The 13,757-nt window shown below is 60.1% G+C and carries 9 protein-coding genes; 2 read left to right on the plus strand and 7 right to left on the minus strand.

What is annotated here, in order from left to right; translation table 11 throughout:
* Nucleotides 1-12: 12 nt before the first annotated feature.
* The 7 genes from AC0L3B_RS34840 to AC0L3B_RS34870 form a co-directional block, all read right to left on the minus strand.
* Nucleotides 13-1,170: an acyltransferase family protein gene (locus AC0L3B_RS34840; RefSeq protein WP_473382018.1), complete on the minus strand. Its 1,158-nt coding sequence runs from the start codon at nt 1,168-1,170 to the stop codon at nt 13-15.
* A gap of 194 nt (nt 1,171-1,364) precedes the next feature.
* Nucleotides 1,365-5,276 carry an RHS repeat domain-containing protein gene (locus tag AC0L3B_RS34845; RefSeq protein ID WP_473382020.1) on the minus strand — a complete coding sequence of 1,304 codons (3,912 nt, stop codon included), beginning with the start codon at nt 5,274-5,276 and terminating at the stop codon, nt 1,365-1,367.
* 478 nt (nt 5,277-5,754) lie between these two features.
* Nucleotides 5,755-7,146, minus strand: a complete 1,392-nt coding sequence (locus AC0L3B_RS34850; RefSeq protein ID WP_473382022.1) for a hypothetical protein — start codon at nt 7,144-7,146, stop codon at nt 5,755-5,757.
* Nucleotides 7,143-8,417: a glycosyltransferase family 4 protein gene (locus AC0L3B_RS34855; protein WP_018458846.1), complete on the minus strand. Its 1,275-nt coding sequence runs from the start codon at nt 8,415-8,417 to the stop codon at nt 7,143-7,145. Before AC0L3B_RS34855 ends, AC0L3B_RS34850 begins: the two co-directional genes overlap by 4 nt.
* 27 nt (nt 8,418-8,444) lie before the next feature.
* Nucleotides 8,445-9,803: a glycoside hydrolase family 5 protein gene (locus AC0L3B_RS34860; RefSeq protein ID WP_240543142.1), complete on the minus strand. Its 1,359-nt coding sequence runs from the start codon at nt 9,801-9,803 to the stop codon at nt 8,445-8,447.
* A gap of 22 nt (nt 9,804-9,825) precedes the next feature.
* Nucleotides 9,826-11,007: a glycosyltransferase gene (locus AC0L3B_RS34865; RefSeq protein ID WP_210350951.1), complete on the minus strand. Its 1,182-nt coding sequence runs from the start codon at nt 11,005-11,007 to the stop codon at nt 9,826-9,828.
* A 162-nt stretch (nt 11,008-11,169) separates the two neighbouring features.
* Nucleotides 11,170-12,255 (minus strand): glycosyltransferase family 4 protein, encoded by a 1,086-nt coding sequence (locus tag AC0L3B_RS34870; RefSeq protein ID WP_247299635.1) that lies wholly within the window; start codon nt 12,253-12,255, stop codon nt 11,170-11,172.
* A 381-nt stretch (nt 12,256-12,636) separates the two neighbouring features.
* Here AC0L3B_RS34870 and AC0L3B_RS34875 point away from each other — a divergent pair, with 381 nt between their 5' ends.
* Both AC0L3B_RS34875 and AC0L3B_RS34880 read left to right on the plus strand, forming a co-directional pair.
* Entirely contained in the window at nt 12,637-13,644 is a 1,008-nt protein-coding gene (locus tag AC0L3B_RS34875; protein ID WP_026233673.1) for an NAD-dependent epimerase, read from the plus strand.
* Nucleotides 13,645-13,668: 24 nt separating this feature from the next.
* On the plus strand, nt 13,669-13,757 hold an 89-nt coding region (locus AC0L3B_RS34880), incomplete at its 3' end, for a sugar phosphate nucleotidyltransferase (protein ID WP_473285125.1).

A 13,757-nucleotide genomic window follows, 5' to 3' on the forward strand; every position in this document is an offset into this window, starting at 1 on the left:
AGCGGGCGGACGTCAGTTGGCGGCCTGCTCCGTCTCGTCGAAACGCACGGACGTCTTGGTGACAGACGTCTTGTTGGTGGCAGGCGTCTTGGCGGACGATTGCACTTTGCGCGGCGATCCAAATCCGATGTCGGCCCCACGATTGATCAGCCGCCGCGCCGGGTTCTCGAAATAGGCATAGGTGCGATCGGCGATGATGGTCAGGATCGCGCAGCACGCGAGAGCAAAGAGGCCAAATTGATCCGGACGCAGACCAAGCGACGCCCACAACGGCTTGAATACGGCGATGAGGACGGCGTCGTGCAGCATGTAGATCGAATATGAAGTGTTGCCGAGCCGCCCGAGGAGGCGGCTGCCGGGAATTTGCACGAAGGCGCTCTCCCCGACGGCGGTGAGCAGGATCGCGCAGGAGAACAGAATGATGGCCAGATCCGGCTTGGCGAAGATGTTCAGGACAAGCACGGAGATCCCGAACAGGGCGACGCCGGCGAAGACGACTGGCTTCTGCCGATACGGATGCGACAACCTGAACAATATGGCGAGCAGGATTCCATTCAGGAAGCTCGGCAGCGCACGGAGCATCCCGTAGTCGTAATTGGCTCCATACATCTGCGATCGTTCTTGCCAGATCGGCAGATGGCCGTGGGCCAGGACCAGATAGAGCGCCGCGACGATGGCGGCCAGCACCAGCGGATGGACCTTGCGTGCAAGCAGCATAAGCAGCGGAAAGATCAGATAGCAGAAGAATTCCGCGCTGATCGACCAGGACGGAGAGTTGAAGCTCAAATGATCGGTAACGCCCCAGGCTTGAAGCAGCACGAGGTTGTACAGGAAGTCCAGCGGCGTCGACCTCGCCGATCGGTCCAGACCGAATCCGATCAGCAATACGAACACGAGTAAAGTCAGAAGATGCAGCGGATAGATCCGCGCAATGCGGCGGATCATGAACCGGGCATATGCCTTGAGACCACGCGCGTCAGACGGATAGGAATAGGAGATCACGAACCCGGACAAGATGAAGAACATGTCCACGAAAAGGCCATAAGATCCGTTCCAGACCGGTGCGATGCCGCTGTCGATGGTCTTCAGATGGAAAATGAAGACGCCGAGAGCGGCAACGAAACGATAGAAGTCGAGAACGACGAACCGTCTGGCTTCATTGGCTTCCATCGTGTGTCGAATTCCTTGCGTGACGCTACCTGCTGCTTAGCGGTGAATTGTGACGCAAGTTCGCTGGGCCGCGTTCGACGGCAGGCGGAATAGCCGTTATGCGGCTTATGCCTCGCGACAAGGCAGCCGCCTAATTATTGAACGGCGCCGGAACTTGCCTGAGCTAGTCCCGGCGCCTGAGATGTTCGCCGTGGTCAGACGAACAGGAAATCGTGGCTGGTCAGGCTGGCGACGTTGACGTTCTTCAGGAGGATCGAGTCGCTGGCCGAAAGCGTGACCAGGGCGTTCGCGCCAGACTGCGTGATTTGCAGATGGCTATAGTCCTGGGCGAGGAGCTTCGAGATCTCGATCACGTCGTGAGTGGCGGCGTTGCCGGCCTGGAAGTTGACGATCTGGTCTTGGCCGTGATCGTAGACGATCGTGGTCGAGCTCGGCGCCGCCGAGAACAGGTCGTTGCCGGCCCCGCCCTGGATCGTCACGCCGCTCGCCACCGCCGTGACGTTGTGCGAGCCATCGGTTTTGGTGGCGTCGAAGAACTGGAGTGCGTTGGCCGCATTGTAGTTCTCGTGTTGCGTCGTGCCGGCCTGTCCGTTGAAGTTGAACAGGAAGACGTCCTTCGAACCGTCGGCGTTGTTGGCGATCTCCTGGGTCTTGGAACCGGAGCCGTCGTAGATGTCGGTCAGCTTGCTGCCGTCGTTGTTGATGACCTGGGTATAGTCCAGGGTGCCATCGGCGTGGGTCCGGGTAAGCTCGACGATATGCCCGGAGGCATCGAGGTGCTGATGCTGCGTGGTGTAGGACTGCCCCTTGATGTTGTAGCTCCAATTGTCCGACGTGCCATCGGCGTTGGTAATGTACGCGGCAGTCTTGACGCCGTTGGTGTAGGCGGTCGTGGAGCTATAGCCGTCGATCTTCGTCGTCACCTCGCTGGTCAGAACGCCCTTGGCGTCGTACCAGTCCGAGGTTTTGGTCCCGTCTGAGCTCTGGACAAGCGTGAAGGCGAGGCTGCTATCGGCGTGGGTGCGCACGATGTTAGTGAGGAAGCCGGTCGGATCGTAGCTGTCGTGCTCGGTCGTGTAGGTCTGGCCCACGATATTGAACTGGAAGACGTCCTTCGAACCGTTGGCGTGGTAATCGGTCTCCGTCATCTTGACGCCGGAGGCATTGTAGTTGCTCACCACGCTGCTGCCGTCGCTATTGACGACCTGGCTGTAGTCGAGCGACCCGTCGGCATGCGTGCGGACCACTTCGGTCGTGACACCGGAGGGGTCGAGGTGCTGGTACTGCGTGGTATAGCTCTGACCTGTTATATTGTAGCTGTAATTGTCGTGGCTCTGGTCCGCATTGGTGATGTAGGTCGCGGTCTTGACGCCGTTGGTGTAGATCGTCGTTGCGCTGTAGCCGCTCGTCTTCTCCAGGACCTCACTGGTGAGGATGCCGCTGGCGTCGTACCAGTCCGAGACCTTGGTGCCGTCGCTGCCCTGCTGCAGTTTGAAAGCCAGGCTGCCATCGGCGTGCGTGCGAACGAGCGAGGTGAGGAAGCCCGCCGCATCGTAGATGTCGTGCTCGGTCGTGTAGGTCTGGCCGGTTATGTTGAGAAGCCAGATATCCTTGCTGCCATCGGCGTTATAGTCGGTTTCCTTCGTCCGCTTTCCCGCTGAGTCATAGTTGGTGACGACGCTGCTGCCGTCGTTGTTGATGATTTGCGTATAGTCGAGCGTGCCGTCGGCATGCTTGCGGGTCACGGCCGTGACCTTGCCGGAGGGATCGACGTGCTGGATCAGCGTGCTGTAGCTCTGGCCGGTGATGCCATAGGCGTAATTGTCCTGACTGCCGTCGGCATTCTTGACATAGGCGTTGGTCTTGACGCCGTTGCTGTAGAGCGTCGTCGAACTGAAACCGTTGGCCTTTTGCACGACTTCGCTGGTGAGGCCGCCGGCGGCATTGTACCAATCGGTCGTCTTGGTGCCGTCGGTCGTTTGCACCAGCTTGAACGCCAGGCTGCCATCGGTGTGGAGGCGCGTCAGGGTCGTGAGAAAGCCGGTCGTATCGTAAACGTCGTGCTCGGTCGCATAGTTCTGGCCCTTGATGTTGTAGGTCCAGACGTCCTTGCTGCGATCGGCATGGTAGTCGGTCTCGACCAGCTTGACCCCCGTGGCGCTATAGGTGGTGATCACGCTGCTGCCATCGCCGTTGTAGACCTGTGTCGAATCGAGCGAGCCGTCGGCATGGCTGCGGACCACAGACGTGACCTTGCCGGTCGAATCGAGGTGCTGGACCTGGCTCGTGTAGCTCTGCCCCTTGATGTTGTAGGTATAGTTGTCCTGGGTGTGGTCGGCGTTCTTGACATAGACCGTGGTCTTCACGCCGTTGGTGTAGATGGTCGTCGAATAATAGCCGTCTGACTTTTGCACGACCTCGCTGAGAAGCGTGCCGGTGGTGTTGTATGTATCGGTGGTCTTGGTGCCGTCGGTAGCGAAATGGACGGAGGTGGTCTTTATGCCACCGGTGTAGCCGATCGCGTCTTTGGACCCGTCGGTGTAGCCGATCGTGGTCGAAATAGGCAGTCCGCTTGCGTTCAGGCCGGTGTCCGCTTTCGACAGGAGGTTGCCGCTGGCGTCATAGGTTTTCGTGCTGCTCCAGGTCGCGGCCGAGTTCGTGACGGAGAAGGAATGGCCGCCCTGGATCTTGGACAGTGCGCTGCCGTAATGCGCGATCATATAGTCCATCGTCGCTTTCGAAGCGACGGGCAGGACATGCGAGTCGGTTAGCGTGATGGTTTGAAGCGCCGTCGACGTGCTCAGGTCGGACAGTTGCGGCACGATCTCGGCAGCCGTACCGCTGACACTGGTTCGTGTGTCAGGCGGAATCGGGGTGGTCGCGGGCGCGTCGATCTCGATGATCAGCGGGTGATCGCTGACCGGAATCGTAATCGTGCTGACGTCGGTGTAGCTCGCGATCGCGGTAGTTCCCGTCAGCGTGTCGTACACCTTGACCGAATGATGCATGCCGCCAAGATTCACCGTGACCGTCTGGGCCGGATTGGAGATCTCGGCATCGGCCGCATCATTCCAGAGCTTCGGCTCCGCCCAAACGACAAGCTCGTAGGCGCCATTGCTCTTGCCCAGCACCATGCTGTTGCCCAAGGCCGGCATGTTGCTCAGCGTGTAGTTCAATGGATTAGTCGGCTGCAGGCCGCCCTTGCCGTCATCGGCCAGAATGCTCGTCAGGTTGTGAATTGCCGTCGCGGCGAGCTTTGGCGTTCCGTCGGAGTTGAACAAGCCGAAGTTGGCTTCGGGATTGGTGTTGCTGGCGGACGAGTCGCGGTCGAACATCTCGTAGAGATAGGTCGCACTCACGCCAGCCTTGTAGGCATCGACCAGGGTGTTCAAGACCGACTTGGCTTGCACCGTCTCGTCGACTCCGAGATATTGGGTGTTGGCCTGGGTGGTGTAGCCGGTCTCCGTAATCACGACGGGCTTTCCCGGCGCCGCGGTCGAGACGGCGCTCAAGGTGGCAGCAAGTGAGCTGCTGGTCGTTAAGCTGGTGCTGACATAGGCATGCGCATTGGCGAAATCGGCCGAGCCCGACATGTTGCCGAGCTGGCTGTAGCCCTGGGGATCGTTGTAGGCGAGCGACAGATTGAAGACGGGAATGCTGGAAAGCGTGCCGTCTGCCTTGATCGCCTGATAGAGCGCGCTTTGGAACTGGGCCGCGGCGCCAAGGCTCGAACTGCCATTGTAGCTGAAGGGCTGGTGATTGGCCTCGTTGAGCCCCTCGATGGCGCTGATGCTGCCCGGATGGCTCGCCAAGAACTTCTCGAGCGACACGATATACTTCTGAAGGCCGCCCGCACCCAGCTGGGGCAGGGCGGAGGATACCAGGAAGTCGAACTTGTAGCCGGCAGCCGCCAGCCCCTCAACGACCGGTTGTGCGGCGGGGCTGGTTCCCATTGCGTCGCGGAGATGGGTGACACCGAGATACTTCAGGTCATCGACCATCAACGCGAGGTTATTGTAGTCGGTCCACCCGAAGCCGGCATGCGTGTTGACGCCGATGGAGTTGATGAAGCCGCTTGCGGAGAGGACGGTTTGATCTGACGACATTTCACACTCGAATTTCTACGCGAACGAAATTGCTCGCAGGGATTTGCGTTCAACCTTCTCGATCGAGTGTGAATTTCAGATAAAAATCGGAGCTACAAATCGAGAGCGATCAGCAGTTCCTCGCAGGAACAGCTCGACTCTGATTCAAGACAATAACGATGTCGTGCCGACGCAGCATGACCTCAACATGGCGCTTCCAAGAATTCGCAGGGTTTCACTGCTGAATCTATGCGCATGTCGCGCTTCAATGATGCATGTGACTTGGGGCGCGGAGCGGTGAAACTGTCAGGCCGACCCGATGCGCTGGTAGAATTTTGCCAGCACGAGCAAATCACTCATTTCTCGTACTGGTTGTCAGTCACTTCGCCGCATTTTGAAGCGAAGTAGAGAGTTCCACGGTAGGAACTTCGCGGACGCGGGCAGAGCGTCAAGGGCGCATCTAGCTCCAAAGAAGGTTTGCAAGAGACCGGTCGACAGATCAGCTTGGGCGCGCCAGGAGGAGAAAGTTTCCGCGCCAGCCGACCGCAGCCGTGACGATTGCGGCGATGACGACTTTTCCGGCAAGCCACGCCGCCGGTTCGCTCGGCGCATGACTGAGCGATCCGATCAGGATGGCGGCTGCGAGCGCCTGAAGCACCAGGGGCCAGCGCGGGAACGCCTCGAATCGGAGGGTAGGGCCTAGCCCGGCCAAGATCGCTGCGAGCGTGGCGAACGAGGCGCAAGCGACTGCTGCTTGTGGCGACAGGCCGGCCCAGACGGCAACCAGGGAGAACGCCGCAACCATTGCAAGCTGCCCGGCAGCGACGAGGACGAGCCTTGTCGCGAGCTTTTCGAGGTGGGGAACGACCGCGATCGTCGCCTGCAAATGGGTATGGAGGAAGTAGAAAGCAGCGACCGCCGGCCCTGTCGCCAGGAAGCCGTCGACGCTCTCCCGCGGAACCAGGATGCGGGCCGCGTCCGGAATGAAGGCAACAAGCCCGCCCAGAAGGACCAGGGTCGTGCAGATCATGAATTCGAACATGTGCCGCGTCGATTGTCTCGATGTCGTGGCGCTCCCGTGCTCGAAATCATTGACCACGTCAGGATAGCTCACGGTGTGGATCGCCGCGTTGAGGACCCAGAACGGACGTTGCAGCAGGTCGAGTGCAATGGAAAATCCTGCACCGGCTCCTGTGGCGCCGAGTCGCCCGACCACGATGATACGAAGCAGAACCGGCACGGACAAATGGATCACGGACGCGCCGGCTGCAAGCATGCCGTAACGCGAGAAGTCCTTCCAGTCAGCCAGCATTGTTCGCAGCGACACGCGATCCAGCGGCGTGCGATATGCGATGAGACCGGCAAGGAGCCCAAGCAGGTGACCCAGTGCGATGCCGAGCAGCGTCGCTTCGGCCGTGCCTGAGATCATTCCGCCCGAGACGGCCCCGCCCAAAAGAGCCGTCGCACGCAAGGCAAGAAGGCAGGAGGCGGTCCCCAGCCGGTTCGACAGTCGTACCGACAAGAAGTACAAATCGGTCGAGCCCTGAAGAACGGCCACGCTCAGGCCGAGGACGACCAGCCGTGGCGTGAGGCCGCTGACCAAGGAGGCGCAGCTCCCGACCGCAACGAGCGCGCCGGCGCTCATGAGGGCCGCCGCAAAGAGCGACGATCTCAGTCGAGCCGCCTCGCTCTCCTTGGCGGCCGCAAGAAAGCGCAGCCCCGCGAGCTGCAGCCACTCGAACATGAGGACGCAGAGCAACTGGCTCGAGGCCATTGCGAGAGAATAATTGGTGTAGTCGGCGGCAGGCAGCAGGTGACTGATCACAAAGATCAGGATGATCGCTGCTGCGCTTTGGTAAACGTAGCCGGCGATCGCGAAGAGACGTGTCATCTCGGAATGAAGCTACTCTTTGCCACCGCATGCGCTTGTGGTACCCCGGCTATTGCCGGGCGCACGGACGACATCCGTCGCTGACGCAGTTGTTCATACAGGTTCTTGTACGACGACAATACGTCGGAAAAGATCCACTTGTTCGTGTCGGCGATAAGCCGACGGCTGATCTCGTCGATCTTGTGCGGGTCCGCGGCGATTTCGCGCATGCTCGTGGCCAGGGATTGTGGATCTGCTTCGGTCAACCACCCGGTTACGCCATGCTCGATCGCCTCCGGCATGCCGCCAAAGTGCGTACCGAGCAGCGGTCTGCCCGCCGCCTTGGCGTCGGCGACGACGAGCGGGCCGGGATCGTGCCAGATGGACGGAGCGACCACGACGTCGACTTGCCTGTAGAATTCATCGGGAGACACGAATCCCATGAACTCGACCCGTGCATGCGGCGCCAGTGCTCTCAGGCGCTGTTGTTCCTGATCGCCCAAGCGGCCGGCAATCATCATCCGGATCCGATCGGGCGGCAGCATGGCCAGCGCTCGCATGAGATTGTCGATGCCCTTCTCCTCGGTGATCCGTCCGATGAAGCCGAATGTCACTTCCGTCGTGCAGACAGGCCGCGGGTAGGGTGAGCGCGGCGGCTCGGTCGAGGCATTGCGGATGACGGTGCGGATTGGGGTCTCGGCAAACATGCCCATATCGGTGTGAATGGAGAGGACGCGCTCGCTGACGCCGACCACGGCATCGAGCCAATGCGTCGCCCGTTTGCGGTGGTACGTCAGGATCCCACAGCTCGTACAGGTGTGTTCGCAGGAGCGGCCCTTGTCGAAGCGGGAACAGCGTGGACACGTCAAATAATAATCATGAAGCGTATGCAGGACCGGAACTCCGAGCTTGGCGGCTACCCGCCAGATCGCCGTGGTCAGGCCCGATAAATTATTGGAATGCAGAACGTCCGGCTTGAAAGCGCGAATGCGCTCCGCGATCATCGGGGCCTGGATCTGCCAATCGTCGATCGCATGCCAGATGCTTCGTTTCACGACGTTCTTCTGCTCCGTGAACGGCGCATAGACGTTTTGCACCGGTGCGGAATAGACGTTGATACCGTTGCATAATTCACGGCCCTGCTCGGGTGCGGATGCGGCGCGCACCACCTCGACCTCGTCGCCGCGCTGAGCCAGGCCCTCGGCAAATCTCCGCGCGAAGATCTCTGCTCCGCCGACGATCTTTGGTGCCTGCGGGGTCGGATAAAGCGTGGATGTCAAAAGGATCTTCATCGCGTCAACCTCTTTGTGCCGATCCGATTACCGTGCCGGCCGTATATCCAGTGCGGGAATGGCGTCATTATTGGCGGCGATCAGGACCGGCGTGCTCGAAACCGGCAGCCAGATCCCGGAGGCTGGCCTTGCAGTTGCATCGCAGGGGGCCGCGAAAGTCGCGCCCGGCAGATCGCCTCTGATCCGGACCTCGTAGCGTCGATCCGGATCCTCGGACCAGACCGCGATTTTGCCGCCGGTGGTCGAGGATGCTCCGATCGACATCACCCCGTTGGCAAGGCTTCTTCGTTCGGCGGTTAGAGTGGAACGGACGAATGCCCAGGCGCCACGCGCCGCGCAGGCTACGGGTTTGGGCGAATTGTCGAAACCGTAGAGGCCAAAATTGTCCTCCAGCTCGGCTGGATTCTGACCACTATTTTTGAGCTCATAGATCCACATCCCCTTGAGCCAGCGCGCCGCTGTCGAGGCCCACAGGATGAGCTGTGCCGTGTTATCGGCCTGAGCCTGCTCGCTGACACCACATTTGTTCGCAGCCGTGGTCCAGCCAGTCTCGGTCACGTAAATGGGGAAGTCGGGATTGCCGCTCGCTTGGCCGACCAGTCGATGGAACGCCGTGAGCCGGTCGATAATCTCGGCCGAATTGCGCTTCGCCGGCGCCATGCAGAAATTGTAGAGATGAATCGAGGCGCCATCGGCGTATTGAAGGATGCCGGTTTGCAGCATCTTCTCCGTCCACGTCCAACCGGGATCGTCGCCGATCGCGCCGACGACGAAAGGTGCATTCGGCACCGCCTGCTTGACCGCGGGCCGTGCTACCTTCGCGAGGGCCAGGTAGTTGTCGGCTGAGAATGAAGGGTCCTTCTTGGCTGCCAGATTCCACTCGTTCCAGAGTTCGAAGATCGGGCGCTGCGGCGCGACCGATCGCGCGGCCGCTGCCGCATAGTCCGCGAATCGCTGCCGGGCTTCGTCCGTCGTCGGAGGCGATGAGTTCGGCACGAGGTGATGGCCGAATGCAAGGATGAGGAGCGGCCGGGCGATGCCAGACTGAACCTGCGCGTCGAGCCTGCCCAACCGCGGCGTGAAGCCCATCCGACGTCCCGGCAATTCGAAATCAGACCAGGGAAAATCGTCGCGGAAGGCGTTAAAGCCCAGTTGCTTGATCTGGCTGACGTTCACGGAGGGCACGTAGCCTCGCGAACTGACCGGCCCTCCCAGTCCCTGATGGGTGCCGATACCCAACAGGAATCTGCTTTCAAGCGTCTGAGCCTGTTGAGCGCATGCCGGGACAGACAGAGAAACAGACGCGATGAGGCTCGCGATCCAGAGCAGCCTGTTGCGACCCAAGGTGCGGTGGCCTGCCATCGCCTGGATCATACCCGTCATCATTTCTCGCCTGCCGCAACTCACCTCAAAAAGGCTTCGAGAGGTCCGATTGCAGTGCCACGTTCTGCTCGACTCCGCTCTTGTTGTCGTCGAGGAGTTCGACATAGACCTGATGCAATTGGCGGTGTGTCTTCTGGACGTCATAAAACTGCTTGAAGCGATCGTAGCCGCGTTGCCCCAGGACCTTGAGATCCAGATCGAGCATCCGTCGGAAGCCGTCGATGAGAGGTTGAACCGCAACAGGTTCGCAAAGCACGCCGGTGACGCCGTCAACGACGATTTCAGGCAGCGCTCCGCTGTGGAAGGCCAGGATGGGCTTGGCCGCGCGCATCGCTTCCAGAGCGACGAGGCCGAAGGCCTCCCATCGTGACGGGATGACGACGAGATCGGCCGCCTCCAGCTGAGCCTCGATCTGCTGACGATCCAGCCAGCCTAGCAGCGAGACGTTGGCGGGAACCGCAGCTCCGTCGAACTTGTTGACCACGGAGGCGCCGACAATGCGAACATCCAGGACATCTTCGAGGGATCGTGCGGCCTCGATCAGGAGGTCGAAGCCCTTTTGTCGATCAAGACGGCCAATGAAAAGGACCTTGGCCTTCTTTGAAGTCCAATCTGTCGCAGCGCCGTACGGCAGTGGGCGGCTCTTGGAGATGCCATTGTGCACCAGGGTCAGACGGTCGGTCGGAATTCCCGCCCGGACCGCTTCATTGAATTCATCGCCGGAAATGCAGATGATACGATCCGACGTGCGGGCCAGAAGAGTCTCTGCAGCTTTTGCCGCCAGATGGCTCAGGCGGCCGGTTTCTCGCGAGAACGCCCAGCCATGCGGGCAATAGACTACGCGAGGACCTTCGGAACGAGCCGCCAACGCGGGCCTGAGAACGAGTCCGGCAAACGACGAATGGAGATGCATTACGTCGGGCTTGAAGGCGTCGAGCGCCTGCATGCTCGCCCGCAGCATCTGAAATAATCCGGCGATGCTACGGCCCGATCTGTCGAAGGTCGTGATCTGGCTGTCATCGATTCCAACGAGGTCGTGGCGATGATCCGACGGCACAACATAGTGCACGTTCTCCGCGCCGAAGCTCGCTTGCTGCTGCGGATGCAATTCGTTCAGGTAGCTCGCTATCCCACCCCGGATGGTTTCCGCGACATGCAGCACCTTCACCGCCTGCCTTGCGGAAGATTGAGTTGGGAAGATCGACATGGCGCATCCTTAATTGAGCATCAACGGATGCGATCACAATCCATCCAATCCATAGCGAGATTTGGGCAGCGGTGTGTTGTTGTTGCGCCGCGATGCTGAAGCTCGCGTCCGTCGAAGTCGAACGTGCGCATGGAACTCGTTGGATGCTGAGCGCTGTGGTCGCTATGCGCGCGACGCGAGAAAATCCAACAGTGCTCGCGCCGAGTCTTGCCACGAATATAATGCAAGACGATCTTGTTGCTTTCGGCGCTCCTGATCAGAGATTGCGCCGATTGCCAACCTTTCGAGCATAAGCTGTTGCAGCGCTTGAGCATCGTTGGCGCAAAAATAAGCAGCTGCTTCGGCGCACGTTTCCATCACCGCGTCAGCCGTCGAGGCTATGACCGGACAGCCGAAGATCATGGCTTCAAGTGGCGGTACACCGAAGCCCTCGTATAGAGAGGGAAAGACAAACGCCAGAGCGTGCGCATACAGAGCTGCAATCTCGCCATCCGCCAGGCGTCCTGCCAGAAGCAGGCCCGATTCGCTCTCGCCCAGATTGTCTTGAAATACCTTGCTGTTATCTCCGCCGACAATGACGAGGGGAACGTCCTTTCGTTCGAGCAGCCGCGCCGCCTCGATTGCAACGGCGAGATTCTTGTTCTTGGTCCTGGAGCCGACAAAGAGAAAATATTTTCCCGGCTGAAGCCCTAATCGTTCGAGAATACCGTGATCAGGCGTTGTGGACGCGAAATGCTCCGCGCTGTTGGGGAATATCGGAATGTCCGTTTTCGAAAGGCCAAGCATTGCAGCCAATTCATTGCGAGAAAAGGCCGATACGGTCGCGATCGTGGCCCGCCGTGCAAGCAGGCGGCCCATCGTGCGGTGGACGGCCAAATAGCGCCAATTGAAGAAATCGGGCCGGCGGAAGACCTGTGCGTCGTGGATGACGACGATATGATCGCCATGAAACACAGGTCCGGCATTGGCCAGACTGATCAGGCGACCTCCAGCGGCGGCGCGCGCAAGTTCAATCTGATCCCAGGCATGTCCGCTCAGCCGTCCTATCTTGCGTACCTTGATGTGGGCGAGATTGATCGCTTCGCTCGTCTCGCTCGGCACGAGCAATTGCCACTCGGCTCCTCTGAGGGCAGCGGGCGATTGGTCGGACGCAAGCAACGCATCGATCGCTTTGACCAGTTCGGCGGCATAACGCTGAACGCCGGTCAGCTTTTGCGAGAGAAAGCGGCCGTTGATGAAAAGCTTCAATTTTGTGCCGTTCGGGTTGTCGATGCCACAACGCGTGGGTCGCGATTTGTGCTTTCGAACCAAATGTGAGCACGGAAAGAAGCAGCCCGAAGGCACGAAATTATGACGGCATCGGTAGTGATCGCGCTGTTCGTTCGGCGCTCCCCGGGAACACTTGTTGAAAGTCTTGCCGGGCAGCCGGGAGCCTTTTATGGACGCGCGCCTGATGTTGCGTCGGCAGGCAGAGGGCGCTCCCGTCTGGTTAACTTGGGGAAGGCTGACATCCGAAGCGCCCGGCATTAAGCTTGCCGATGCTAGGGGGCTGTTCTCCAATGCTGAACCCTTGCCTCTACCGGTTCAGTCTGGCAATGCGGTATATGAGGACGGACAACGGAGTTTATTTTGGCCCCCGTGGTGGTTACCGGCGCTGCCGGCTTCATCGGCATGCATGTCTGTGAGCGCTTGCTTGCGCGCGGGGAACGAGTTGTCGGCATCGACGCAGTGACCCCTTACTATGATCCCGCGCTCAAGCGCGCTCGCCTCGAGACGCTCAAGCATGAGGCTTTCACATTCCACGAGATCGATCTTGCAGACTTCGCTGCGGTGACGCGTGTGTTCGACGAGGTCTCGCCCGACCGCGTAGTGCACCTTGCGGCGCAGCCCGGCGTGCGCGCATCGATCGACGATCCCATCACCAGCATCCGCGCCAATTGTGATGGCTTCGTCACCGTGCTCGAAGCGGGCCGGCGCCACGGCCTGGCGCATCTCGTCTACGCCTCGTCGAGCTCCGTGTATGGCGCCAATCGCACCTTGCCGTATTCGACCGAGCATTCCGTCAATCATCCGGTCAGCCTCTATGCCGCGAGCAAGAAGGCCAACGAGCTGATGGCGCACACGTTCGCACATGTTCACAAGCTGCCGGTGACCGGACTTCGCTTCTTCACTGTCTATGGTCCATGGGGCCGGCCCGACATGGCCGCCTGGCTCTTCACGCGCGCGATCTTTGCGGGTGAGCCGATCAAGCTTTTCAATAATGGAAATATGTGGCGCGATTTCACCTATGTCGACGACATCGTCGAGGGCGTGATCCGCACCCTTGATCGTCCCGCGACGCCGAATCCCGCGTGGAACGCCGAGCAGCCGGAAAACTCGTCGAGCTATGCGCCGTATCGCGTCTATAACATCGGCAACAATTGCTCGGTCGATTTGATCGAGTTCGTCGAGACACTGGAGAAGATCATCGGCAAGCCCGCGATCCGCACGCTTTTGCCGATGCAGGCAGGCGACGTCCTCGAGACGCGCGCCGACATTTCGGCCCTGCAACGCGACGTCGGCTTCACGCCCTCGACGCCGCTGGCGGATGGCTTGGGCCGCTTTGTCGAATGGTACCGAAATTATCACCGCGTATAAACCCCTCTCTTGAGTAGCTCACACGTGTCCCAAAAAATTATCCCCCTGATCATGTGCGGCGGTGCCGGAACGCGGCTGTGGCCGGCTTCGCGCGAGGTGCGCCCCAAGCAGTT

It is taken from the genome of Bradyrhizobium sp. Kon56 (assembly GCF_055807635.1).

Excerpts from the sequence above, each read along its gene's own strand:
- AC0L3B_RS34840 (WP_473382018.1), bottom strand. The coding sequence starts at position 1,170 with ATGGAAGCCAATGAAGCCAGACGGTTCGTCGTTCTCGACTTCTATCGT.
- AC0L3B_RS34850 (WP_473382022.1), bottom strand. The coding sequence starts at position 7,146 with ATGACACGTCTCTTCGCGATCGCCGGCTACGTTTACCAAAGCGCAGCA.
- AC0L3B_RS34865 (WP_210350951.1), bottom strand. The coding sequence starts at position 11,007 with ATGTCGATCTTCCCAACTCAATCTTCCGCAAGGCAGGCGGTGAAGGTG.
- AC0L3B_RS34855 (WP_018458846.1), bottom strand. The coding sequence starts at position 8,417 with ATGAAGATCCTTTTGACATCCACGCTTTATCCGACCCCGCAGGCACCA.
- AC0L3B_RS34860 (WP_240543142.1), bottom strand. The coding sequence starts at position 9,803 with ATGATGACGGGTATGATCCAGGCGATGGCAGGCCACCGCACCTTGGGT.
- AC0L3B_RS34845 (WP_473382020.1), bottom strand. The coding sequence starts at position 5,276 with ATGTCGTCAGATCAAACCGTCCTCTCCGCAAGCGGCTTCATCAACTCC.